This is a genomic window from Nocardia sp. NPDC051570, from assembly GCF_044454005.1.
GTDB lineage: Bacteria > Actinomycetota > Actinomycetes > Mycobacteriales > Mycobacteriaceae > Nocardia.
In genome coordinates this window covers 326,055-348,627 of the sequence record NZ_JBITDI010000002.1, presented here as the reverse complement: position 1 = coordinate 348,627, position 22,573 = coordinate 326,055, and the positions used below count along the sequence as shown (strand labels likewise).

General features: G+C 67.6%; 20 protein-coding genes and 1 pseudogene. 11 read left to right on the top strand and 10 right to left on the bottom strand.

Translation table 11 applies throughout. The annotated features are described in order from the left end of the window. Window positions 1–146: 146 nt before the first annotated feature. Window positions 147–971 carry a S1/P1 nuclease gene (locus ACIA76_RS05240; RefSeq protein WP_397148675.1) on the bottom strand — a complete coding sequence of 275 codons (825 nt, stop codon included), beginning with the start codon at window positions 969–971 and terminating at the stop codon, window positions 147–149. 164 nt (window positions 972–1,135) lie between these two features. Here ACIA76_RS05240 and ACIA76_RS05235 point away from each other — a divergent pair, with 164 nt between their 5' ends. From ACIA76_RS05235 to ACIA76_RS05225, 3 genes and pseudogenes are all read left to right on the top strand, one after another. Next, window positions 1,136–2,137, top strand: a complete 1,002-nt coding sequence (locus tag ACIA76_RS05235; RefSeq protein ID WP_397149410.1) for a zinc-binding alcohol dehydrogenase family protein — start codon at window positions 1,136–1,138, stop codon at window positions 2,135–2,137. 114 nt (window positions 2,138–2,251) lie between these two features. Then, complete coding sequence (locus ACIA76_RS05230) at window positions 2,252–3,163, top strand: expansin EXLX1 family cellulose-binding protein (RefSeq protein ID WP_397148673.1); 912 nt, start codon at window positions 2,252–2,254, stop codon at window positions 3,161–3,163. Window positions 3,164–3,229: 66 nt separating this feature from the next. Beyond that, window positions 3,230–3,400, top strand: a pseudogene (locus ACIA76_RS05225) (SDR family oxidoreductase); the annotation flags it as partial. Between the two features lie 39 nt (window positions 3,401–3,439). Here ACIA76_RS05225 and ACIA76_RS05220 read toward each other — a convergent pair. Further along, window positions 3,440–4,294, bottom strand: coding sequence for a LysR substrate-binding domain-containing protein (locus ACIA76_RS05220; RefSeq protein WP_397148671.1), 855 nt, complete (start codon window positions 4,292–4,294; stop codon window positions 3,440–3,442). Window positions 4,295–4,374: 80 nt separating this feature from the next. Between ACIA76_RS05220 and ACIA76_RS05215 the strand changes: the two genes are divergently transcribed. The 3 genes from ACIA76_RS05215 (at window position 4,375) to ACIA76_RS05205 (ending at window position 6,283) form a co-directional block, all read left to right on the top strand. Further along, a complete protein-coding gene (locus tag ACIA76_RS05215) occupies window positions 4,375–4,869 on the top strand; it encodes a cupin domain-containing protein (protein ID WP_397148669.1) in 495 nt (164 codons plus the stop codon). 61 nt (window positions 4,870–4,930) lie between these two features. Beyond that, entirely contained in the window at window positions 4,931–5,293 is a 363-nt protein-coding gene (locus ACIA76_RS05210; RefSeq protein WP_397148667.1) for a DoxX family protein, read from the top strand. Between the two features lie 99 nt (window positions 5,294–5,392). After that, window positions 5,393–6,283 (top strand): alpha/beta fold hydrolase, encoded by an 891-nt coding sequence (locus ACIA76_RS05205; RefSeq protein ID WP_397148665.1) that lies wholly within the window; start codon window positions 5,393–5,395, stop codon window positions 6,281–6,283. 4 nt (window positions 6,284–6,287) lie between these two features. On the opposite strand, the gene ACIA76_RS05200 is transcribed toward ACIA76_RS05205, so the two are convergent. After that, window positions 6,288–7,685, bottom strand: a complete 1,398-nt coding sequence (locus ACIA76_RS05200) for a wax ester/triacylglycerol synthase family O-acyltransferase (RefSeq protein WP_397148663.1) — start codon at window positions 7,683–7,685, stop codon at window positions 6,288–6,290. Window positions 7,686–7,952: 267 nt separating this feature from the next. Here ACIA76_RS05200 and ACIA76_RS05195 point away from each other — a divergent pair, with 267 nt between their 5' ends. Further along, a complete protein-coding gene (locus ACIA76_RS05195) occupies window positions 7,953–8,606 on the top strand; it encodes a cutinase family protein (RefSeq protein ID WP_397148661.1) in 654 nt (217 codons plus the stop codon). Here the strand turns inward: ACIA76_RS05195 and ACIA76_RS05190 are convergent. The 3 genes from ACIA76_RS05190 to ACIA76_RS05180 form a co-directional block, all read right to left on the bottom strand. Next, the gene (locus ACIA76_RS05190; RefSeq protein ID WP_397148659.1) at window positions 8,603–10,285 is read right to left on the bottom strand and encodes a bifunctional metallophosphatase/5'-nucleotidase; all 1,683 of its coding nucleotides are present in this window, start codon (window positions 10,283–10,285) and stop codon (window positions 8,603–8,605) included. The two genes, ACIA76_RS05195 and ACIA76_RS05190, sit on opposite strands and share 4 nt — an antisense overlap. A 325-nt stretch (window positions 10,286–10,610) precedes the next feature. Further along, complete coding sequence (locus ACIA76_RS05185) at window positions 10,611–12,623, bottom strand: SDR family oxidoreductase (protein WP_397148657.1); 2,013 nt, start codon at window positions 12,621–12,623, stop codon at window positions 10,611–10,613. Window positions 12,624–12,953: 330 nt separating this feature from the next. Beyond that, entirely contained in the window at window positions 12,954–13,634 is a 681-nt protein-coding gene (locus ACIA76_RS05180; protein ID WP_397148655.1) for a heme oxygenase (biliverdin-producing), read from the bottom strand. A 272-nt stretch (window positions 13,635–13,906) separates the two neighbouring features. On the opposite strand from ACIA76_RS05180, the gene ACIA76_RS05175 reads away from it, so the two are divergent. From ACIA76_RS05175 to ACIA76_RS05160, 4 genes are all read left to right on the top strand, one after another. Then, the gene (locus ACIA76_RS05175; RefSeq protein ID WP_397148653.1) at window positions 13,907–15,061 is read left to right on the top strand and encodes a helix-turn-helix domain-containing protein; all 1,155 of its coding nucleotides are present in this window, start codon (window positions 13,907–13,909) and stop codon (window positions 15,059–15,061) included. A 231-nt stretch (window positions 15,062–15,292) separates the two neighbouring features. Beyond that, the gene (locus ACIA76_RS05170) at window positions 15,293–15,574 is read left to right on the top strand and encodes a hypothetical protein (protein ID WP_397148651.1); all 282 of its coding nucleotides are present in this window, start codon (window positions 15,293–15,295) and stop codon (window positions 15,572–15,574) included. A gap of 57 nt (window positions 15,575–15,631) precedes the next feature. Next, window positions 15,632–16,048, top strand: coding sequence for a hypothetical protein (locus ACIA76_RS05165; protein WP_397148648.1), 417 nt, complete (start codon window positions 15,632–15,634; stop codon window positions 16,046–16,048). Between the two features lie 408 nt (window positions 16,049–16,456). Further along, window positions 16,457–17,347 carry a helix-turn-helix domain-containing protein gene (locus ACIA76_RS05160; RefSeq protein ID WP_397148646.1) on the top strand — a complete coding sequence of 297 codons (891 nt, stop codon included), beginning with the start codon at window positions 16,457–16,459 and terminating at the stop codon, window positions 17,345–17,347. Window positions 17,348–17,394: 47 nt separating this feature from the next. Here the strand turns inward: ACIA76_RS05160 and ACIA76_RS05155 are convergent, their stop codons facing one another. Genes ACIA76_RS05155 through ACIA76_RS05140 form a run of 4 tightly spaced genes read right to left on the bottom strand, consistent with a single transcriptional unit; the run spans window position 17,395 to window position 22,572 of the window. Continuing rightward, window positions 17,395–18,624 carry a glycosyltransferase gene (locus tag ACIA76_RS05155; RefSeq protein ID WP_397148644.1) on the bottom strand — a complete coding sequence of 410 codons (1,230 nt, stop codon included), beginning with the start codon at window positions 18,622–18,624 and terminating at the stop codon, window positions 17,395–17,397. Beyond that, window positions 18,621–19,955, bottom strand: coding sequence for a glutamate-1-semialdehyde 2,1-aminomutase (locus ACIA76_RS05150; RefSeq protein ID WP_397148641.1), 1,335 nt, complete (start codon window positions 19,953–19,955; stop codon window positions 18,621–18,623). Before ACIA76_RS05150 ends, ACIA76_RS05155 begins: the two co-directional genes overlap by 4 nt. Beyond that, on the bottom strand, window positions 19,955–21,226 hold the full coding sequence (locus ACIA76_RS05145; RefSeq protein ID WP_397148638.1) for a GNAT family N-acetyltransferase: 1,272 nt from the start codon (window positions 21,224–21,226) through the stop codon (window positions 19,955–19,957). The genes ACIA76_RS05150 and ACIA76_RS05145 overlap by 1 nt, the downstream gene beginning before the upstream one ends. Continuing rightward, window positions 21,223–22,572 (bottom strand): glycosyl hydrolase family 28-related protein, encoded by a 1,350-nt coding sequence (locus ACIA76_RS05140; protein ID WP_397148636.1) that lies wholly within the window; start codon window positions 22,570–22,572, stop codon window positions 21,223–21,225. Before ACIA76_RS05140 ends, ACIA76_RS05145 begins: the two co-directional genes overlap by 4 nt. Between the last annotated feature and the right edge of the window lies 1 nt (window position 22,573).

The following is a 22,573-nucleotide window of genomic DNA, read 5'->3' as shown; positions in this document are numbered from 1 at the left end:
GACGATCGCGGCTCGGGCATCGTGAGGACATGCCACCGAACAGCCCCGACCGCCTGGGATCTCACCGACCTCGTCACCAGCGCCGCGCGCGGTATCGGTCGCGCCACCGCTATCCCGCTGCGTGCGCGCGGCACTCGCCCGATGAGCTACCGGCGAGCCGCCGGGTCCAGCACCGCGTTCAGCAGTCGGCCCAGCCGTTCGCCGGCCAGGCGCAGCTGGGATTCGGCGACCGGGAGGAAGCGGCGGGTGTAGTCGTCGCCGATGGTGGCGGAGTCGGGGTAGAAGCCGGGCGACTTCACGATCTTGCAGCTGTCCTGGGCCCAGGCGATCGGATCGGTATCCGGCTGGGGCGCGGGCAGATTCGGGGCGGGGAGGGCCAGCAGCCGCTTCACCTCCTCGTCGTTGCTCGCACGACGGGTGTCGAGCATGCGGGTGTCCCAGACCGAGTGCAGATTGGTGTTGCGGCCGAGATACTGGATCTTGACCTCGTTACCGCCACGGTCGCGGGCGTAACCGGCGTGCAGCGGCTGATGGATATCGCCGACGAAGTGGACGACGAACTTCAGCGCCTGGTTGCGGTCGGCGTCTGAGCGCGAGGTGTCGGCGAGTGTCGCGGTCTGGGTCCGCAGGGCGTCGACGACGTTCTGACCGTCATTGCCGTTCACGGCCGGATCGTAGACGCAGTCGTTCTCGCCCATGTTGATGTAATGCCAGGGGGCCGAACGCTTGCCCAGATCGGGATCGCTCTTGCGGATGTCGTCGGCCCAGGAGGCCACACCCGCAAGGGTAGGATCGGGCTCATCGGCCAACAGGCGCGCGACCTGGTCGTGGGCGGCGGGGCTCAGCCGCAGCTCGGCGATCGCGCCGGTGACGTTGTGGCCCTGCTCTCCCCAGGCATTCGCCGAGGGGGCAGTCGTCAGAAGTGTCGCGGCGAGGGCGAAGGCGCCCACCACAGCTGCTCTACTACGCATCGAAAACATTCCTTCCATCTGAATCACGTTGCCGCTGTTACTGATTCGAACGTCAGGAACAACCTCGACGAGGCGAGCCAACGGCAGGCGAACGCGATGCGGAGGCGGGATTAACCTCGAATGCATCCGAATGGAAGGAATGATGGCGGGTGAGTGACGTGATGATGACCGCCTGGCGTGTGATCCGGCCGGGCCCGATCGACGAAGGCCCGCTGCAGCGGACCCGCGTGCCCGTGCCGGAACCCGGACCGGGGGAGTTGCTCGTGCGCGTGCTGGCCTGCGGGGTCTGCCGCACGGATCTGCATGTGGCCGAGGGGGATCTGGAGGTGCACCGGCCCGGGGTGGTGCCGGGTCACGAGGTGGTCGGCGAGGTTGTCGCCCGCGGGCCGGATGCGGGAGACGAGTTCGGCGTCGGTGATCGGATCGGCATCGCCTGGCTGCGGCACACCTGCGGGCAGTGCGCTTATTGCGTACGCGGCGCGGAGAATCTGTGTCCGTACTCGCGCTACACCGGCTGGGACGCCGACGGCGGCTATGCCGAATTCGCCACGGTGCCCGCCGATTACGCGCATCCGCTGCCCGCGGGCTATGCCGATACCGAACTGGCCCCGCTGCTGTGTGCGGGCATCATCGGTTATCGCGCGCTGCGGCGAGCGGCGCTCCCGCCGGGCGGGCGGCTGGGCATCTACGGCTTCGGCGGCAGCGCCCATCTCGCGGCCCAGGTCGCTCTGGCCCGCGGCGCGGAAATCCATGTCATGACCCGCGATCCGCAGGCGCGCGAGCTCGCGCTGGCGCTGGGGGCGGCCTCGGCGCAGGGCGCGGCCGATCCGCCGCCGGTCGCCCTGGATGCGGCGATCCTGTTCGCACCGGTCGGGGATCTGGTGCCGCCGGCGCTGGCCGCGCTCGATCGCGGCGCGGTGCTGTCGATCGCGGGCATCCATCTCAGCGATATCCCGGCGCTGAACTATCAGCGACATCTGTTCCAGGAGCGCGAGATTCGCTCGGTCACCGCCAATACCCGAGACGATGCCCGCGAATTCCTGGCGTTCGCCGCGCGGCATCGCCTCGAGGTGACCGTGCACTCGTACCCGCTGGACGGTGCCGACCGTGCGCTGTCGGATCTGGCCCACGGGAAGTTTGCCGGTGCGGCCGTTCTCGTTCCCTGACACGCCGCGGACACGCCGACTCCGCACTCCTAGTTCGCGATTCGGATCCGATGCGCTGGGTACTGCTGCTTTGCTGTGAACACAGTGGCCTGAGGTGAACCGGAGGCAGGAGATATGCATCGGGTAACACAGCAGCAACACATCCGTGCCGCATGGCCGTGGGTGCTGGGCGCGCTCGTTCTGGCGGCCGTGGTGACCTTCGTGGTGTGGGTGGTGCATCCCCAATCACCGACCTGCCGGTCCGCATCCGTCGGCGCGCTACCCACGAAGACCCGGTCCGGCATTGTCGCACCGACGAATTCGCTTGCGGGAGTACCGGTTCCGAGCATCGAGCATCGCGATCCGCCGACGAGCGGCCAGGCCCGCTACTACGTGTTCAACCAGAACGTCTCCTGCTCGTTCCCGGATCTGCCGATGGATGGCTACTACGTCGGCGTGCCCACCGACGAATACGCGGGCGGCGCGGCGTGCGGCGCCCGCATCGATATCGATGGCCCGCTCGGCAGCGTGCGGGCCATGGTCGTGGACCGCTGCCCCGGCTGCGGCCCGCACCAATACGACCTCAGCACCGCGGCATTCACGCGGGTCGCCGCGGAGGGCCCGGGCGTGGCCGCGATTCACCTGACCCGCGTGCACGATCCGGTCCCACCGCCGGATGTCCTCTATCGCGTGCAGGACGGATCCTCCCCGGCCTGGATCGGCCTGCTATTCGCCGACACCGGAAATCCGTTGAGCCGGGTAGAGATCCGCCCCGACGCCGGCGGCCCCGGCCACGTCCTGAACCGCGGCATGGACAACTACTGGACCATCTCCGGCGCGGGCCCGGGCCCGTTCACCGCGCTGCTCACCGACACCGAGGACAATCAACTCCAGATCCCGGGTATCCCCGTCACCCCGGGCGAAATCCAGCACACGAACCTCCACCTCTACACCTCCCCGCCACCCCCACCCACCCCGACCAAGCCACCCACCCCGACCACCATCACCCCCGCACCGACCATGCCTGTCGCCACCCCCTGCACCTGACGCCCGCCAACACCTCCCGTCGTTCGGTCCCGTCGCCACCCCCGCTCGACAACCACGCCCGGGGTCGTCGCCACACCCATGATCCAGGACATTCTTGACGAACAGGGCGATCGACAACCGGATATCGTGCGCACACCCATGCGGCGCCCGGGCCTCGCCACCGAGATCGCGTACACCATCCTCTTCCTGGCCAGCGCCGAATCCTCTTACGTCACAGGCGCTGAACTCGTCGTCGACGGCGGTCTCACCGCGCATCGACCGGCTGACCGAGGTCCACTACCGGTCGCGATACGCGGCCGTCGCGATCTGCACGAACGACCGGATCAAGGGATTGGTGTCGCCCTCGTTCCACACCGCCACCACCCTGCTCGGCGCCATATCGATCAGCGGGACCACGGTGAGTCCCTCGGTGACGGTGTGCCCGAGGGGAGTCATCCCGACGGTGCCGTTCCAAAGCACGGCCTGCACACACTCCTGGACGACCCGCACGACCGGTCCTTCGCGCGACTCGCCTGCGTTCCAATAGGACCGCCAGACGGGATCGGTGCCGTCGGGGAACTGGAACCAGCGCCGGCCGGCCAGATCGGCCAGCGTCAGATGGTCGCGGCGGGCCAGCGGATCGTCGGCGCGCAGTACCGCGCCGACCGGATCGGCGCGCAGTTCACGCACGGTCAGGGCGGTGCCGTCGAACGGTGCACGGGTCACGGCGACATCGACCAGTCCGGCCCGCAGTCCGCAGGTGGGGTCGGTGAGATCGGTATCGCGGATGCGGATTTCGACATTCGGATGCTTGCGCCGATAGGCGGCGGCCAGCCTGGTGATGCCGGGGTCGGTGCCGTCACTCAGGATGCCGACGGTGAGATTCGAGGCCCCGGCCGCGGTGGCCACCCGCGTGCTGACGCGATCGGCCTGATCGAGCAGGGCGCGCGCCTCGTCGAACAACACCGCCCCGACCCGGGTGAGACCGACGCCGGTGGGCGACCGGTCGAACAGGGAGGCGCCGACTTCCGCCTCCAACTGCCGGATGGCGCGGCTCAGCGGCGGTTGGCTGATGTGCAGCCGGGCCGCGGCGCGACCGAAATGACGTTCCTCGGCGACAGCTACGAAGTAACGCAGCGTACGTAGCTCCACGCTGGCACGATACCCGTTCGGTATCGGCATCGTAGAACAGGTCTTGGACGCCATCGGTCTCTCGGCGGTGCAATCGAACCATGACCGACGACACAAGGGACGACGAAAACAACTCCGGCGCAACCGTTTCTGTGGTGGGCCCCCGCGAGGGCGAGACGATCATGCTGGGCACCACCCGAATGCGCGTACTCGAGGACGGCAGCACCACCGGACACCGTCTCGGAATCGCCGAATCCGTGCTGGCTCCCTACACTCCGGGACCGACGCAGCACCGGCATGCCCTGCACGACGAAGGGTTCTACATCATCTCCGGCACAGTGCGATTCACCGTCGGGGATACCGACTACGACGCGACAGCGGTCACATTGGTGATGGTCCCACCGGGCGTCCCGCACACCTTCGCCAATGTGACCGGCCAACCGGCCGTCATGCTCAGCACCTTCACACCCGACCTGTATGTGCAGTACTTCCGCGATCTGCGGGACACGATCGCCAGCGGCCAGGAAATGACACCACGGGTGAATATCGACGTGATGAGCCGCTACGCCACCGAGCCCGCCACCGACTTCGCCTGAAACTCCAGCGGGCCGAGCGCCTCTCGCCTCGGCCCGCGGATGTCACCGCTGGAAGGCAATCGTGAACATCGCATTCTGGATCGCTGCCGCCCTGCTCGCTCTGTTCTATCTGTACGCGGGCGGCATGAAGGTCCTCCGAAGCCGAGATCGACTCCGGCCCATGATGGCCTGGGTGGACCGCATCCCACTACCCGCCGTCCGAACCCTCGGCATGCTCGAACTACTCGGCGCGCTCGGGCTGATCCTTCCGCCACTGACCGGCCTCGCGCCCTGGCTCGCCCTGGCCGCGGCCATCGGCTTCGTCCTCCTGCAGATCGGCGCGATCCCGGTCCACCTGACCGGCGAAGATCGCAGCGTCGCCCTCAACCTCGCACTCCTTCTCGCGGCAGCGGTGACCGTCGAGCTGGCGACCATCTGGGTGTGATGTCCAGTGAGCCAGCCGACAATCGAGGTGAGCGACGTCGGCGAGAGGGGCTGTGGCATCATGAATTGCAACGCGTTCTAGCTCGCTGAGGCGGGCGTCGTGCTTGGGAGGTTGTCGGTGGATCGGCGCTTCGGGGAACGGGTTTCGCGGTTGAGTGGGGTGCCGTCGGGTGCGGTGGTGGAGTTGCCGGGTCGGGGGCGGACCTATCTGGTCGATATTCCGGGACCGGTGGGTGCGCCCACGGTGGTGTTGTTGCACGGGTTGGTGACCACCGCGATGCTCAACTGGTTTCCGGCTCTCGAGGAGTTGTCGCGGCAGTATCGGGTGGTGCTGTACGACCAGCGCTGGCATGGGCACGGGATCCGGTCGGAGCGGTTCGTGCTGGCGGATCTGGCCGATGACGCGGTCGCGGTCGCGGATCTGCTCGGCATCGAAAAGCCGGTGCTGGTCGGCTATTCGATGGGCGGGATCGTCGGACAGCTTGCCGCGCACCGGCATCCGGGGCGGATCGGCGGACTGGTGTTGTGCGCCACGACCTATCGCTTCCAGGAGACATGGCGCGAGCGGGCGTTCCATCGCACGATGAGCGGCTTCGCCACGACCACAACCGAATTGGTGACGCGCAAGGTCGCGCGGGCACAGCGGCGGTTGCCGGATCTGCCGCAGGTGTCCTGGAATCCGGGGCGCATGAATCGCTGGGCATGGGGGGAGTTGCGCACGGCCAACGGATGGGCGATGGCACAGGCCATCGCGGCGCTCGGGACCTTCGATTCCTCGCCGTGGCTGGCGGAGGTGAAACTTCCGGTGTCGGTGGTGATCACGACGCATGATCGGGCCTTGCCGGTGTACCGGCAGCTGGAGATGGCAATGCGGATCGAGGGGGCGGAGATCTTCCTGGCGCGCGCCGGACATGCGGCGTGCGTACTCGAGGCGGACGCCTTTGTCCCTGTGCTCCTCGAGGCCTGCGCGGCGGTGATCGCGCGGCTGTGAGCCGTCAGCCCTGGTCGCGGGCCGCCTTCAGCAATTCGGCGATCGATTCGTGCACGGCATCGGCCATCGTGTCGAGATCGGGCACCAGCTCCCGGCAGGCGATGAAGCCCAGATCAAGGCTCCCGCCCATCGACAGCACGGTGACATTGAGGCCCGCGCCGTGGAATACCGGGCCGAACGGATACATCGCATCGATCCGGTAGCCGAGGAAGTACATCGGCGCCTGTGGGCCGGGCACATTCGAGATCACCAGATTGTGCACGACCGGATGCCGCTCGGCCAGTTTGAACGACGAGTACATCCGCGCGGCCAGCTGAAAGGTGGTGGGCGGGGCGTACTTCGCCCAATCCTGCAGGAAGTCCGCGCCGATCAGGTCGTGCTCCTCCTTCGCGCCGCGATTGGCCTCGGCGACCAGCCGCAGCCGCTCGACCGGATCGGCGACATCGGTGTAGAGCCGGCAGAACAGCGTCGACACCTTGTTGACGCCGTGGCGGTGCCGGGAGGTGGCATGGGTGGACACCGGCACCGACGCGAACAGCGAACTGTCGGGCAATTCGCCTCGGGCATCGAGATATTCGCGCAGCGCGCCGCCGACCACGGTCAGCACCACATCGTTCACCTTCACTCCGAACGCGGCCTTGATCTCCTTGATATCGCCGAGGCTCGCCTTGGTGAACGAGATCGAGCGATGCGGGCTGATGGTGCCGTTGAACGGCGTGCGCGGCGCGGTGAACGGAGTCGCCATGCCCTTCTTGTCCTGTCGTCGACGATTCGCGAAACCGCCCACCATGCCGAGGGTTTTGGGCAGCATGCCGAACGCACCCAGCTTGGCCGGGAACCGCAGCAGCCCCTCGGCCGCCAACAGCACGTCGTTGGGCTCGGATTCGACCGTGCGGATGTCCTCGGACTCCGGATAGCGCACGCCCGGTTCGAGATCGCACAGATGCATCATGATGTGCGTACCGGTGATACCGTCCACGGCCGCGTGGTGATACTTCGAGATCACCGCGACCTTGCCGCCCTCGAGGCCCTCGACCGCCCACAGCTGCCACAGCGGCCGGTCGCGATCGAGCGGGCGTCCGGCGATATCGGCGACCAGCTCCGCCAGTTCGCGTCGTCCGCCCGGCGTGGGAATCCCGATGCGCCGCACGTGATAATCCAGATCGAAATGCGCGTCCTCGACCCAGATCGGGTGATCGAGATCGAACGGCACGCGGTGGATGTGCCGGCGCATCGACGGCACCAGATGCAGGCGGCGGCCGAGTTCGGCCTTCAGCGCGGCGAATTCGTAGTCGATACCGTCCGCGGCGGGGTCGACCACGATCAGCGCGCAGACGTGCAGAAGTTGAGTGTCGGTCTCCAAATACAGAAAGCTGGCGTCCAGCCCGGTCATGCGTTCCATGCCTACAGACTATGAGAACCTGTTCTAGCGTCAGGGTCGAACGTTCGGGAGATCTGTCACAGACCGCCCGGTTCACCGATTCGAAATCGCTGGTGGAACGTTACTTTCGCCCGGATACGGTTGTGCGACGGTTGGGTATCCCTCCGGCAGATCACGTTGCCGTTCCCTTGCTTCCCCCTTACCTTGGGACACATCAGGCCTTGACAATAGACTTTGACAACAGTCAAAGACCGGGCCTGCTCACAACGGCGTGAGAAGGTGAGAGCAATGGGCGACCGGAAGGTGCTGCTGCCTGGAAAATGGCGTACAGCTTGGGTATTCGCTGCCGCACTACTGATGGTGGGCATGGTGTATCCGGCCCCACCGGCCCGCGCACAAGGCTGTGCGGCGGTAGATGTGGTGGTGGCCAGGGGAACTGGGGAGCCGGGATATCTCGGCAGTGAGGTGGGCGATCCCCTCTACGGGGTGCTGCAGGACCGGCTGCCGATGAGTACCAGCGCGTATCGGGTGAACTATCCGGCCGATCTGACCGACGCCGATTCGATCGGTGACGGCAGCGCGGATCTCGTCGCGCATCTGGCCCGGCAGGCCGCGGCCTGCCCGGATCAGCGGTTCGTCCTGGTCGGCTATTCGCAGGGCGCCGCGGTCGTGCATACGGCCCTGGGCACCGGTGTCACCGCCGATGTGCCGGGCGCGGTCCGGATGGACGGCGATCTGGGTGCGCGGGTGGCGGTGGTGCTGCTGTTCGGTGATCCGATGCGGCTGATCGGCTGGAATCTGCCCGACGCCTATCTGTGGCGATCCGGAAACTATTGCACCACCGGCGATCCCGTGTGCGCGGGCGGGCTGAACCCGGCCGCGCACGTCGCCTACGGCGGCGATTTCGTCGCCGCGGCGAACCTCGCCGCCGACCGCCTCTAGCGGCGTTCGACCCGGCCCGACGGAGGCTCGACCGCCCCGTGCGCCTTCAGATACGACTCGAGGGCGTCGAGATCCGTCGGGCCGACCCGTGCCGGGGTGCCCTGGGTGAAGACGGTGAAGCCGTCGCCGCCGGAGGCCAGGAAGTTGTTGGTCGATACCGTGTACACGGCAACGGGATTGAGCGGCTGCCCGCCGATGCGGACGGTATCGGCGAGCACCTTGTGGCCCTTGGGCGCGGCATCGCTGTAGGCGTAGGTCAGCCCCGCCACCGACAGCACGCTGGTCTTGTTGGGGTTATCCCATTGCTGTTCCAGTAGATTCAGGATCTGCTGTCCGGTCAGGCGCACGCCGACCACCTGATTGCCGAACGGTTGCACGGTATAGGCCTGCTCATAGGTGATCGGGCCGCCGGCCAGATCCGCCCGCACGCCACCGGGATTCATGAACGCCGCGACCGCATCGGGTGCGAGCCCCGCCAGCATCGAATCGGCGATGACGTCTCCGAGCGGCGAATCCCCGCCCGGCAGCGGCTTATTGGGCAGCGGTGCGGTGGCGGTGCCCAGGACGCGTTTGCCGAGCGGTTCGGCCTGGGCGGTGAAGAAGTCGACCAGCTTGGCGGCGTTCGGATCCGGGGCGATATCGCGGGTCACGACGCGGTTGACAGCCTTGGCATCGACCGTGCCGTCGTGGAAGCGCAGGGTGATATCGCTGATCAGGCGGCCGTAGGAAGCGGCCTGGGTGACGACCTTATCGCCGAGGGTGCAGTTGTAGGCCTGATGGGTGTGGCCGGTGACCAGGACGCGGACCGCGGGATCGGTGCGCTTGGCCAGATCGGTGACGGCGGGGGAGATGTTGGCGCAGCCGTTGTAGTCGACCGGTCCCTGGGCCTGCTGCGCGCCGCCGTCGTGCAGCAGGGCGACAACGGTTTCCGCGCCCGCCGACTTCAGCTCGGGCACAGACTTGTTGATCGCGTCGACCTCGTCGCCGAAGGAATAGCCCCGAATACCCTCGGGCAATACGATATTCGCGGTCGTGGGCGTGACGACGCCGACCACGCCGATCTTGTGACCACCGACCTCGAGTATGGTCCAGGGCCGCAGCGTGGGCGGCAGCTGTCCGTTGCCGTCGGTGACATTGGCCGCGAGATAGGGGAACTTCGCGCCGGTGAACGGCTCGCCGGGCGAACAGCCGTCGGGGGCGCAGCCGCCGGTCTGCAGGCGCGCCAATTCCCGGACGCCGTGGTCGAATTCGTGGTTGCCGACCGAGGAGGCGGCCACGCCGATGGCGTTGAGGTAGTCGACGGTGGGCTCGTCGTGGAACAGCGCCGACACCAGCGGGCTCGCGCTCACATTGTCCCCGGCCGAGACGATCGCGCTGTCGGGGTAGCGGGCCTTGAGCCGGGCGAGGTGGGCGGCCAGATAGGCCGCGCCGCCCGCGGTGGAGGCGCCGATCTTGCCGTTGCCGCCGGTGGGCGGTTGCAGGTTGCCGTGCAGGTCGTTGAGGCCGAACAGATGCACCTCGCCCGGTTGCGGTGCGGGCAGATTATCGGTGCCGACCACCGCGGTAGGGCTGGGCGTCGGCGAGGCGGCGGGTTTGTCCGAGCCGCCGCCGCAGCCGGTGACCACCGACAGGATCGACAGCGTCGCACAGATCCCGAGAACACGTAGGCGAGGGCGCATGGCGACGACTCTGGCAGATCGGGTTTGCGTGCGCACGGCGGCACGGTGAATTCCGACATTTCGGTCCCGCATCAACTGCAAGATCGTGACGGACCGATAGCCGTGCTCGCGCGGCGGCGCAGGTGGCGGTCCGGGGGCCGGGTTGATAAATGGCGTGTAGCAGGATGATCAGTCCCGGTCGTCCATCGGTCGGGGCGATGGCGACGATCTGCTGGGTATTCGCCCCGCCCTCCGCGAGCGACGCCTGCGTTTCGCCCGCCGCAATCCGGCAGTGTGTGCAAGATTGCGGCGGGTGCCGAACGCTACCGCTCTCGCGGGCTCGAATTCACCAGTGCAGGCCCGGAATTCGGTTGGCGAGGCGCGCGGCCGGGCCGGGCAGGCCCATCAGCGGCTGGACGATCGGGGCCAGGGCCAGCAGCGGGCTGCGGGACGGGCGCTCGGTCGCGGGTGTGCCGGACTCAGGTTTGCCTTGGGCCGCCGTGGATTCGCCGGTGCGACGGTAGCCCTGATGCAGGATCGCCTTCTTCAGCGAGGGCAGCACCGTATCGACCACCTGGGCGAATGTGCCGATGGGAGTGTCGATTCGGGTGGGGCGCTCCTCGAGGGCACGCACCACGATCTCGGCCGCCTGCTCGGGGGTGTGCACCGGGATGGAGCGATACATCTCGGTCGGGGCGATCATCGGAGTGCGGACCAGCGGCATCCGCACCGAGGTGAAGGTGATTCCGGCATCGGCGTTTTCGACCGCGGCGATCTCGCTGAACGTGTCCAGCGCCGACTTGCTCGCCACGTAGGCCGCGAACCGCGGCACCTTGGTCTGCACCGCGATCGAGGAGATGTTCACGAAATGCCCGAAGCGGCGTTCACGCATCGACGGCAGCAGGGCCAGGATCAGCCGCACCGCGCCGAAGTAGTTGACCGCCATCGTCCGCTCGAAATCGTGCATCCGGTCGGTGGAGTTGAGCACCGAGCGGCGGATCGAGCGGCCGGCGTTGTTGACCGCGTAATCGACGTGACCGTGATCGGCGAGCACCTGTTTGACCAGCAGCTGCACCGCCTTCTCATCGGTGATATCGCACTGATACGCCTGGGCCGCACCGCCTTCGGCGCGCACCGCGGCCGCGGCGGCCTCCAGTTCGTCGAGGCCGCGCGCCACCATCAGCACGGTCGCGCCGCGCGTGGCGACCGCATGCGCGGTGGCCAGTCCGATGCCCGAGGAGGCGCCGGTGATGAGCACGATCCGGCCGCGCAGCGGATCCTTGGCGGTGCCGCGGCGGGCTCGATCCGGATCCAGATGCGCGCTCCAGAACTCCCACAGCTTGTCGGCGTAGCTCTCGAACGGCGGCACGGTCAGATCGCTGCCGCGCAGCGCGGAACGCGTGGAATCGGAGACGAACTCCGAGGAGAACGACGCATGCGCGGCGACCTCGGCCGGAATCCCGAACTGCTGCAACAGGAAATCGCGCACCTGCGGCACACCGGGCAGCTGCCCGAGCGCGGCGAGGGCGGCATGGCTGCCGGGCACCGTGCCGATGCCGGTGGGCGCCCCTGCCGCGCGGGCGATCGCGGCGTAGATCTCGCCGAACGGCTGCGGCTCCGGATTGACCAGGTGGAATGTGCGCCGGTTCAGGCCCGGCCGTCGCACGAGCTCCACCATGGCCTCGGCGACGTAGTCGACCGGGACGATATTGGTGGCGCCCAGATCCGGCAGTGGCAGCGGCAGATCCGGCAGCGCCGCCAGCCGTGCGATGGCCGGGAAGAAGTAGTAGGGCCCGTCGATCTTGTCCATCTCGCCGGTACCCGAATCGCCGACAATGATCGCCGGTCGATACACCCGCCACCGCAGCCCCTCGGCCTCGCGCACCAACTTCTCGGCCGCGAACTTCGTGCGGTGATAGGGGGAGGTGAGGTTCTGGCCGAGATCGAAGTCGTCCTCGAAGAACTTGCCGCGGTGATCACCGGCCACGGCCACCGACGACACATGGTGCAGCACGGCCCCGAGCGCGACGGCGAGTGCGATCACCGCGCGGGTGCCGTTCACGTTGGCGGCATAAGACGTCTGCTCGTCGGCGGTCATGTCGTAGACCGCGCCCAGATGCACCACATGATCGGCCTGCGGCGAATCATCCTGCAGCCCAAGGTGTTCCACGGTCAGATCGCCGATGAGCGGGAACACTCGATCGGCCGCGCCCCAGCTCGCGGCGAGCTCGGCGAGCTTGGCCGCGGACGCCTCACGCACCAGCACGTGCACCACCGCGTCGTGGTCGCGTGCCACCAGCCGTTGGACCACGCGGCGTCCGAGAAATCCGGTACCGCCCGTGACGATATAGGTAGCCATCGCCCCTCCTGCATTCGAACCCTGTTGTCGCACAAAGCATTTCGAGCTGAAGCGCAACATTGCTCGTCCGACATGCGTCGGTGGATGCGGACGTGGATGAATCGGCCCGTAACAGAAGTCGGGCCGAGGTAGGAACACCTTCGTGCCTAACTGATGAGTAACTTTAGCGGCGGTCGATATGGGCGCGCAACAAGACGGCGCTCCCTCGTGGTGTGGGACGTGTCACCACGTGGGAGCGCCGAATATTCTGTGTAACAACGGGTTTGATGTAACCGTCGGATGCAGTTGGTAACTGTCTAGCAACCATCCGGTCGGTCGTCCAGTTGGGGTTTACCCGCGCTGCCGCACCGGGAATTCCGCGCCGAGTTCGCGGAACAGTTCGGTGTTGAGATCGAATGCGCGGCGGCATTCGCCGAGCACGCGCTGCTTCTCGAGATCGTCGACGGCGAGCTGATCGAGCATGGTCCGGTATTCGCGCTTGAAGGCGGCCGGATTGGGGATCTGATCGAAGACGTAGAAGCGCACGCCGTCGCCGCGTTTGGGCAGTTGCCACAGCTTCTCCGCGGTGCCGCGGATGATCTGGCCGCCGGACAGATCGCCGAGATAGCGGGTGTAGTGATGGGCGACGTATCCCGCGGGCCAGTCCCGTGCGCACTCCTCGACGCGGGCGGCGTAGGCGACGGTCGACGGGAGCGGATCGACATCATCGCGCCAGTTCGCTCCGCCGAGGTGCGCCAGATCCTCTTCGAGATGTGCGAGCCGGGCGAGTTCGGGCCGCACGAACGGCCCCGCGACCGGATCCCCGGCCAGCTCGTCCCACTGCGATTCGAGCGCGCGGTACACATGCCACAACTGCCCGGTGTACCGATAGAACGCCTCGACCCCCAGCGCCCCGCCGAGCATATCGCTCATGAACGTGGAATTCTCCGCCTCCGCATGCTGCCGCTCGGTCGCGGTGCGGATCTGCGCGGAGAACGGTGCGGCCTCCGACGGACTAGTGGTATCCGGCATCTCAACTTCCTCGTCAGACTCCCGAGGGCACCGGTATGGGTACCCTAACTACAGTACCGACGATACCGGCCCGTTCGGCCCGCAGAATCAAACTTTCGGACGAAAGCTGGCCGTCCGTGTGTATCGATCGGGGCTCGGGAGAGCTGGTGTTATGTGGATGTTGGATCGGTTGCTGGACGTGTTCGGTGGATAGCTGTCGTTAAGTCTCACCGCAACGAGTGCGCATCGCGGAACCCCTATAGGAACAGCGCGACCGGTCGTAGCGTGGGTATATGAGTGTGGTAGGCGAACGGGTGAAGAACGCCCGGAAGCGAGCGGGTATGACGCAGCGAGAGCTTGCCGCCGCTGCGGGCGTCTCGCTGTCGCAACTGCGCAAGATCGAGCAGGGGGACTACGAACCCCGGCTGGAGACGTTGCGGGCGTTCGCCGTAGCGATGAATCTCCGCACGTCCGCGCTGCAGGCGATGCCGGACTACGAGGTGCCCGATACCGATACGGAGATGCAGTGGCAGCCGGTGATGCGGGCGCTGTACGGCAACATCGTCCAGCCGGACGAACCGGCGACGCCCGAGGGTGTCCAAGCGATGCTCGACACGGTGCAGACGATGATCGGCGCCGACCGATACCGCGAAGTTACCGCGTTGCTGCCCGACCTCATTCGCGATATGGACAGTCTCGACGATGCGCGCGGGGTGAAGTTCAAGACACTGAACATGGTGGCGTCGCTGCTGGCGCAGACTCGCCAGTTCGAGGCCGCCGACGTCGTCCTGGGCCGCGCGGTGGATGTTGCGGAGTCTCATGTCGAGGCCGCCACGGCGATCGATACTCGGCTCTGGGCGCTGCTGCGGCAAGGTCGGCTGGACGATGCCCGGACGATGGCCGTGCAATGGGCCGATGAGATCGAACCGCGCTTTTCCCGGGCCACCCTGCAATCGGTCGGGATGTGGGGACGATTGTGGTTGAAGATCGCCAATGCCGCTGTGCGCGACAATCAGCCGAACGAGGTGGAAGACGCATTGTCGTTGGCCCGCGCGGCAGCCGCTCGGATCGGTCACGACGTATACGTGGACCGATTGCTCGGCCGCACCTTCGGCCCCCTCGAGGTGTCCTATATCAGTGCTGAATCGCATGTGATTGCCCAGGAGCCGGAGAAGACACTCGCGATCGCATCCAGGGTTCCGGCGCCGACGATCGAACCGGCGGGCGCCAGTCGTATGCGCCACAAACTGGATGTCGCCAACGCGTACACACAGATGGGCCACTACAGCGAGGCTCTGGACGAATTCCGCATCGTGCGGCGAACCGCACCGGAATGGCTTGTACAGCAACGATATGCGCGAGACATCTTGGGCTTGATCGTCAGTAAGCGACGCACCCTCACCACGGATATGCGGGAACTGGCTGATGTGATCAAACTCGATTACTGATCCTTCGCCGAACATGGGATGAATGGCACTTCTCGGGTACCTCTCCGGAAAGTGCCATTGTCCGCATTTGCGCTGACTGTGAAGCTGGAGGCTCCATTCACGAAGTCGCGGGGCGGGCGGTATATGTGATGAGCATTCTGTTGCTGTTCCTCGGTGCGATCGCGGTGTCACTGCTTGTATACGCGGTGATAACCCCGTGGCCGCAACGGATTTCGTGAGATCGATCGGTGGATGGTATTCGTCGGCGCATCGAAGACGAAGACCATGGGCGGTGAGAGTGCCGCGCGCGGACCGGACCCGGATCCGGCGTATCTGCCTGCGCTGGAAGCTGTTCGATTGTGGGCGCAGGGTATTGCCGACGCGGCCGGTCCCGGTTGGCGGGTCGATCGGTGCCTGCAGCCGCCATTCGGCTGGGATCTGACCGACCCGGACGGTGTGGTCGTCGCCAGCGGGCCGCTGGAGCGGCTCGAGGAATGGGTCGTCCTGCGTGGCAACGGCGATGGTGCCCGGTAGGGCTGTCCTGCTACGGTTTGGACAGGACGAAATGGATACCGACCCTCAGGGGGTTCCATGGAATCGACGCGTCGTATGCGTGGAGTGGGCGTGAGCCTGGCCGCGGTGGCGGCCATGGCGTTCGCGGTCACCGGCGTGGGCAATGCCGCACCCGCTCGCGCGGGTTGGTCCGGCGTGGAGCAGGTGTCGTTTTCCGGAGCGGCCGTGGTCGGCCAGGCGGAAACCGTCACGGCTGTCACCACCTGCACGCATACCGATACCGACGGATTCATCGACTTCCGCGACGAGACGGCCGGGGTACAGATCGGCGAGGTCGAGATCCCCGATTGCCTGGACGGGCGGCACGACACCGAGAAGATCAGCGCCACATGGACACCCGGCACGAGTGGAACCCATGAGATCATCGCCAGCCGCCTGTATCTGGGCCGGGTGGCCGATACCGACTCCAACGTCATCGTGATCAACAACCCGTAGCGGGTGTCGTGCCGAGGTGTCGGCGGCGAACCGTGCCGCGCGGTCGGTGACGTTTTCCAGCGGGGTTCGAGGCGCGCCCATCGAGCCGACGATCGGAAGTAAGGGGTCCTCCAGGACATGGACACCGGTGCGAGTCTCGAAGGGACCTCACAGGTAACCGGTGCGCGCACTCAGGACGCTCCTCTCACCCCGTATTGCGTTGTGCTGCCACCACTTCAAGCCCGGCAAATCGGTCTCGCAGCTGCTCATCGCGGTGCTGACGGTGGGGTGGCGGCGGCGCGGGTTCGGGTGGCTCGACGCCGAATGCCATGAATCGGCGGATGCGGCGTTACGATGGGACGGTGCGGTGTGGGTCGCGGCATGTTCGGCGTGGCCCGTCGGTGACCTTCGGATGTCGGAGTGGGCCCCATGGTCGGTGAACGGATCAGGATCGACGTCGTCGATTCTCATGTCGCGGAACGTGGTCCGACGGCGCTACGGATCGCGATCGGCGGTCAGCTGCGCAAGTTGCGTGAGGAGTGCGGGGTCACGCGCGAGGCCGCGGGGGACCATATCCGGGGTTCACATGCCAAGATCAGCCGACTCGAGCTCGGGCGCACGGGATTCAAGGAACGTGACGTGCGCGATCTGCTGGCCCTGTACGGGGTCACCGAGCCCACGCAGTGCGATCGGTTCCTGGAGCTGGTGCACAAGGCCAACGAACCCGGCTGGTGGCATCTCTACAGCGATCTGCTGCCGTCCTGGTTCGAGACCTATCTCGGCCTCGAGGGTGCGGCGATGTCCATCAGAACCTTCGAGGGCCAACTGGTTCCGGGTCTGCTGCAGACCGAGGACTACGCTCGCGCGGTCGTCGGGCTCGGACATGAGACCGGAGATGCCGTGCGCCGGGTGGAGTTGCGCCGCAAGCGTCAGGAGATCCTCGATGTGCGCGGCGGGCCGACGCTGTGGGCCGTGCTGGACGAGGCCGTATTGCATCGGCCGATCGGCGGCAACGAGGTGCTGCGCGCGCAGATCGAACATCTGGTGGCGATGTCGTATCGGCGCAATGTGACCATCCAGGTCCTCCCGTATGTCGCGGGAGCTCATGCGGCGGCGGGTAGTTCGTTCACGATTCTGCGCTTCGCCGAACAGGAACTGCCCGATGTCGTCTATCTCGAGCAGTTGACCAGCGCGCTGTATCTGGACCGCCGCGAGGATATCGAGCTCTATCGCGAGGTGATGGATCGCCTCGCCGTCCAGTCGGAGCGGCCGGAGCGGTCGCGGGAAGTGATGATCGCCGCGGCCGAGGGTTTGGGATAGACCGGTCGGCAGAGCGGGATCACACCGGGTCCCGCTCGGGGCGGCGTTCATGCCAGGACGTCGGTGACGATCGAGGCGATGCGGGTGCGGAAGGCGGCGGGGGAGTAGGACTCGGCGTGGGCGCGGACGGTCGCCGGATCGTAGGCCGCCGGATCGAATTCGCGCATGGCGCGGGCGAATTCGGTGACGAGCGTCTCGTCGTCGGCGAATTCGAGCAGTTCGCCGGTGCTGCCGGGGCGGACGGTGTCCAGGGCGCCACCCGCGCCGACCGCGAGAACCGGTGTGCCGCAGGCCATCGCCTCGACCGGGACGATGCCGAAGTCCTCGACGCCGGGCATCAGCAGCGCGCGGCAGCGGCGGTAGGCATCGAGCAGCACCTCGTCGGGGGCCGCGCCGAGGAAGGTGGTCTCCGTGCCCGCGAGGGCCTCGAGCTGGGTGCGGAATCGGCCGTCGCCGACCACGACCAGCCTGCAGCCCGCCCGGCGCGCGGCCCGGATCGCCAGATCGGGGCGCTTGTAAGGGACGAGCCGTCCCGCGAACAGGAAGAAATCCTCGCGCGCGACGGCGGGATCGGGTGCGAAGCGATCGATGCGCACCGGCGGCGGCACGACCGTGGCGGGCAGGCCCCACCAGTCATCGATCCGCTCGGCGACCGCCCGCGAATTCGCGACCACCCGTGCCAGCCGCGGCGCGGCCCGCAGCTCGCATCGCCGGGCCAGCAGCCCGAGCGCCGCGAGTGCGAATTGCCCGGCCCGCCCGCCCGCTTCGCGCGCCCGGAATGCCGGATCCCAGGCCCATCGAGCCGGACTGTGCACATAGGCGACCACCGGCGCCTCGGTCGCGTGCGCTGCCTGGGTGGCGAAGGCGTGATGGCTGACCACCACCGCATCCACCGTCGGATCGAGCGGTAGCCGCCGCAGTGTGTCCGGTACGAACGGCAGTAGCGGTGCGTGGGAACGGCCGCCGCCGAGCGCGTGGGCGCGGCTCAACCAGGTCGTGTGGAAGGAGAAGCCCGCCGGATCGGGCGATCCGCCGCCGAGTCCGCCGCAGGCGACGGAATCGGCTGCCGAGGCGGCAGCACCGGGCCGAGCCGGGTCACCCACTCGGACGCGATGATCGGAGGCGGCAGCCGCGCTCACCGCCGCCAGACATTCGGGCGTGGCGATCGGGGCGAAGACCGGAGCGCTGGGCCAGATCTTGAGGAATTCCGCGACCACGGCCTCCGAGCCGCCGTATTCGGTGAAACGTTCGTGGACGACCGCGATGCGCGGAGTCATGACTGGGCTCCCGGTTCGATAGCGCGCGGTGCGGCGTGGCGGCGCAGGGCGGGAGCGACCGGCCGGCCGCGGAGCAGGCCCTCGACGGTTCCCGATCGCAGTGCGCGACAGTAGATTTCGGCGGCGGGGCGACAGGCCTCGATGGTGTGGTCGATATCGGCGTCGGTGTGGGCGGCCGAGGTGACGAAGGATTGGCCCAGCACGCCGCGTTCGAGCAGTTCCTGCAGGAACAGGGTGCGATACGGCTGGGACGGGAGGCCGTCGGGGTCGCGGGTGACGAAGATCAGACAGGACGGGCGGCCGATCACCTGCAGATGGTCGCCGATGCCGAATTCGGCCGCGATCTTGTTGACGCCCTCGGCAAGTCGCCGCCCGGCATGCTCCATGCGGGCGATCGGATCGGTCTGCGCGTATGCCCGCACCACGGCCCGGAACGCGGCCAGCGAACCGGTTTCGGGGCCGTGCGTGGTCGACAGCAGGAATACGCGATCGCGGTCGGTGCGTAAACCGCCCAGCTCCATGAACTCTCGCCGCCCCGCCAGCGCCGAGATCGGGAAGCCGTTGCCCATCGCCTTACCCCAGCACGACAGGTCCGGGGTGACCCCGTACACCCGCTGCGCACCACCGGCGGACCAGCGGAATCCGGTGATCATCTCGTCGAAGACCAATAGCGCGCCGAACCGGTCGCACAGTGCCCGCACACCCGGCAGATATCCGGGATCCGGTTCGGCCAGCGCCGTCGCCGCCTCCATCACCACGCACGCCACGTCGCGCGAATCCAATACGGCGGCAAGGGCTTCCAGATCGTTGTAGGGGAAGGTGACGGTGCACGCGCGGTCGGGGATCCCGGCGTTCATGGCCGTGGTGCCGATGAACCAATCGTCGACCGAGAAGAACGGCTGCGCGCAGATCGCGACCGTATCCCGGCCGGTGACCGCGCGCGCGAGCCGCACCGCCGCGGTGGTGGCGTCGGAGCCGTTCTTGGCGAACTTCACCATATCCGCGCCCGGTACGAGACTCAGGAAGTCCTCGGCCGCGGCGAGTTCCAGTTCGGTCGGGCGGGAGAAGTTGACGCCGTCGGCGATCGCCCGGGTGACCGCCTCGACCACCGGGGCGTAGCCGTGGCCGAGGGTCACCGAGCGCAGGCCCATCCCGTATTCGACGTATTCGTTACCATCGCAGTCCCAGACGTGGGAGCCGCTGCCCCGCACCAGGATCGGCGTCATCTGCTCCGGATACTGATCGGAGCCGCGGGCGTAGGTGTGCGCGCCGCCGGGCACGAGCTCGTGCAGGCGTGCCTGAATCGCATTGCTGCGTCGGAACTCTCGCATCACGGCTGCCCCGGCCGGGTGGCGATGGTCGATGCCCACAGTGCGTGGTCACCGCGGCGGCCCGTGGGCCCGGCGTGATTGCGCATGATTCCCTCCTCGAGCAGTCCCGCGCGGGCGGCGACCGCGGCGGATTCGGTGTCGGTGGCGTCGATGTCGATCGCCACCCGATACAGGCCGAGGGCGTGGAAGGCGTGATCCACCACCGCTCGGGTCGCCGCCGTGCGGACACCGATGTCGGCGCGTGCGGGATCGGCCCAGGCGAACAGCCGGGCATTGCGATCGAACATATCCAGATCGAACAGCCGGAACTCCCCGGCATAGCCGTCGATATCGAGCACCAGGACCAGTCCGCCCGCCGAACGCAAACCGCCTCGGCTGCGGGCGAATTCGCGCCACCAGTCGCGGTGGCCCAGCGTCGCGGCGTCGCCGGACCGCGCGTCGCGCCAGCCGGCTCCGTCGGACAGGCACCGGCTGCGCACCACCGCGCCGGGATGACCGGGCACCGGCAGCCGGATCGGGTGGCCGCCGCGCAGGACCTGGATCCGTCGCCGCAGCCGCCCGGCGATCAGGCGGGCGAGGACCGGTCCGATCGACGCGGCGCGCCGCCAGCGGCTGTCGTCGGAATCGGCGTCGCCGGTCGTCTCGACGGTGTCGGCCGCCCGGTCGCCCAGGCGGCGAATCCACCTGTCCGCGAACCCGTTCGGCGGAACGTCGGCGCGCGTGAGCGCCCAGAGATCATGGTCGCGGCGCGCGCCGCCGACGTCGAAGTAGCGCGCCATCGACGCCTCCCGCACGAAGCCCAGCTGCTGCGCGCCGTGCGCGGCACCGGCATTGGCGGGGGAGATGGGCGCGACGATGCGCTCCAGCCCCAGCGTCGCGAAGCCGTGATCGAGCACCAGCCCGGCGGCCAGTCCGGCGAAGCCGTGCCGGGCGAGGCGGGAATCGATCCAGATACTCAATTCCGCTGTGCCGCAGCGCCTATCGACGGCGACCAGTTCGCATTGACCGGTGAACCGCCCGTCGATCTCGATGACCCCGGCAACCCGGTGTCCCGCGTATGCCTCGATGGTGGCGACGAGATACTCACGCAGCCACTGTGTTTCGCTGTGCCGGTCGGCCCAGTTCGAGGGCGAGCTGTACCAGAACGGTTCGATGAGCGCGCGATCGCGCAATCGAATCCGCCGCCACGCCGGATAGTCGGCCAGTCGCGGCGGCCGGATCAGCACGCCGGTCCCGTGCAGTCGCGCGGGTCCCAGCCGCACCCGGCTCATGTCCGCGGCCGCTGTTTACCCAGCGGCGCGGTCTTCACGACACCGTCGATACCCACCGACAGCCGCCAGTAGCTGCCGCCCGGATCGCGCAGCACGACACCGCCGTCGGTCCGATCCGACAACCACGCGCCGCTGGGCAGCACCGACGACAGCACCGTGCCCGAATGATCCTGCACCTGAACGATATCGGTGTCGGGCGCCCCGGCCTGCACGACCATGGTCCCGGCGAAGCGGGCCCCGTGTACCTGTCCGCGGCCGATCACATGCCAGCCGTCGGGAAAGGCGTGCGGATCGATATCGGGGAAGGATCCGGAGATCAGGTTGATCGCCGTGCCCTCCGGACAGCCGTGCCCGTCGATCTGCACCTCGATCGGCGGGTTGTCCAGGTCCGGATCGAACTGCACATTGGCCAAATACGGCTGGCGACAGTGGTTGAGCTGCAGGCAGATTCGGCGCGCGGCCACCTTGCAGTTGACCATCCCGAACTGTGCGGGCCCGCCGGCCTCGGTACCGATCGACAGCGCGGTGTCGGCGCCTTCGAACCACACGTTGGTGAACCACCAGTCGTTGGCCGCACCGTCGACGACGATCTGGCGGTCGGTGGTCCGGGGATCGTTGTCGGAGACGAATTCGACATTGGACAGGGCGAGGCCGGCGTTGTGGTCGCTGCCGGTGCCCAGCACCCCGATGCGGTTGTTGGTGAACTTGCTGGAGGTGACGTAGTTCTGGATGCACGAGGTGACCAGGCCGTAGCCGAAGTTGTTGATATCGCAGTCGATGAACGCGGTGCCGCCGGTATTGCCGTCGAGCACCACTCCGCGCTGGTCGACGTAGCGGGGGAAGTTCTCGGCAAGGTGATTGCCGCGCAATACGACCGATTCGAACGAACAGCGGAAGCATTCGGTGAGATGTACCGCCGTGGCCTTCTCGCCGGTGAGATAGAGCCCGAGCCGCGCGAAGCGCACCCGCTGCTTACCTTTCAGCGAGATCAGGGGCGCGTTGCCGTCGTAGTAGATGGTCGAGACATCGGCGCCGTCGCCGAGAATCGTCGCGTAGTCGGGTAAGTCGGGTAGTCGGGTGACCCGGTACTGGCCCGACGGCAGATACAGCACCAGCGGACGATCGCCGATCGCGACGGCCGCGGCGAGCGCGGCGGTGTCGTCGGCCTTACCGTCGCCGACCGCGCCGAAATCGCGCAGGTTGCGTGCTGCGGGCGCATCGGTCACATGGGGGGAGCGGAATTCGAGCCGCGGGACGGGATCGGGGGCGCAGGCGGCCAGCGATCCAGCGGTCGCCGCGCCCAGGGTGACCGCCAGCATGCGCCGCCGGCCGACGGGACCTGTCATC

Excerpts from the sequence above, each read along its gene's own strand:
- ACIA76_RS05215 (WP_397148669.1), top strand. The coding sequence starts at position 4,375 with ATGACCGACGACACAAGGGACGACGAAAACAACTCCGGCGCAACCGTT.
- ACIA76_RS05235 (WP_397149410.1), top strand. The coding sequence starts at position 1,136 with ATGACCGCCTGGCGTGTGATCCGGCCGGGCCCGATCGACGAAGGCCCG.
- ACIA76_RS05155 (WP_397148644.1), bottom strand. The coding sequence starts at position 18,624 with ATGACTCCGCGCATCGCGGTCGTCCACGAACGTTTCACCGAATACGGC.
- ACIA76_RS05150 (WP_397148641.1), bottom strand. The coding sequence starts at position 19,955 with ATGCGAGAGTTCCGACGCAGCAATGCGATTCAGGCACGCCTGCACGAG.
- ACIA76_RS05170 (WP_397148651.1), top strand. The coding sequence starts at position 15,293 with ATGGTATTCGTCGGCGCATCGAAGACGAAGACCATGGGCGGTGAGAGT.
- ACIA76_RS05165 (WP_397148648.1), top strand. The coding sequence starts at position 15,632 with ATGGAATCGACGCGTCGTATGCGTGGAGTGGGCGTGAGCCTGGCCGCG.
- ACIA76_RS05190 (WP_397148659.1), bottom strand. The coding sequence starts at position 10,285 with ATGCGCCCTCGCCTACGTGTTCTCGGGATCTGTGCGACGCTGTCGATC.
- ACIA76_RS05230 (WP_397148673.1), top strand. The coding sequence starts at position 2,252 with ATGCATCGGGTAACACAGCAGCAACACATCCGTGCCGCATGGCCGTGG.
- ACIA76_RS05185 (WP_397148657.1), bottom strand. The coding sequence starts at position 12,623 with ATGGCTACCTATATCGTCACGGGCGGTACCGGATTTCTCGGACGCCGC.
- ACIA76_RS05145 (WP_397148638.1), bottom strand. The coding sequence starts at position 21,226 with ATGAGCCGGGTGCGGCTGGGACCCGCGCGACTGCACGGGACCGGCGTG.
- ACIA76_RS05180 (WP_397148655.1), bottom strand. The coding sequence starts at position 13,634 with ATGCCGGATACCACTAGTCCGTCGGAGGCCGCACCGTTCTCCGCGCAG.
- ACIA76_RS05160 (WP_397148646.1), top strand. The coding sequence starts at position 16,457 with ATGGTCGGTGAACGGATCAGGATCGACGTCGTCGATTCTCATGTCGCG.
- ACIA76_RS05200 (WP_397148663.1), bottom strand. The coding sequence starts at position 7,685 with ATGGAACGCATGACCGGGCTGGACGCCAGCTTTCTGTATTTGGAGACC.
- ACIA76_RS05175 (WP_397148653.1), top strand. The coding sequence starts at position 13,907 with ATGAGTGTGGTAGGCGAACGGGTGAAGAACGCCCGGAAGCGAGCGGGT.
- ACIA76_RS05140 (WP_397148636.1), bottom strand. The coding sequence starts at position 22,572 with ATGACAGGTCCCGTCGGCCGGCGGCGCATGCTGGCGGTCACCCTGGGC.
- ACIA76_RS05195 (WP_397148661.1), top strand. The coding sequence starts at position 7,953 with ATGGGCGACCGGAAGGTGCTGCTGCCTGGAAAATGGCGTACAGCTTGG.
- ACIA76_RS05240 (WP_397148675.1), bottom strand. The coding sequence starts at position 971 with ATGCGTAGTAGAGCAGCTGTGGTGGGCGCCTTCGCCCTCGCCGCGACA.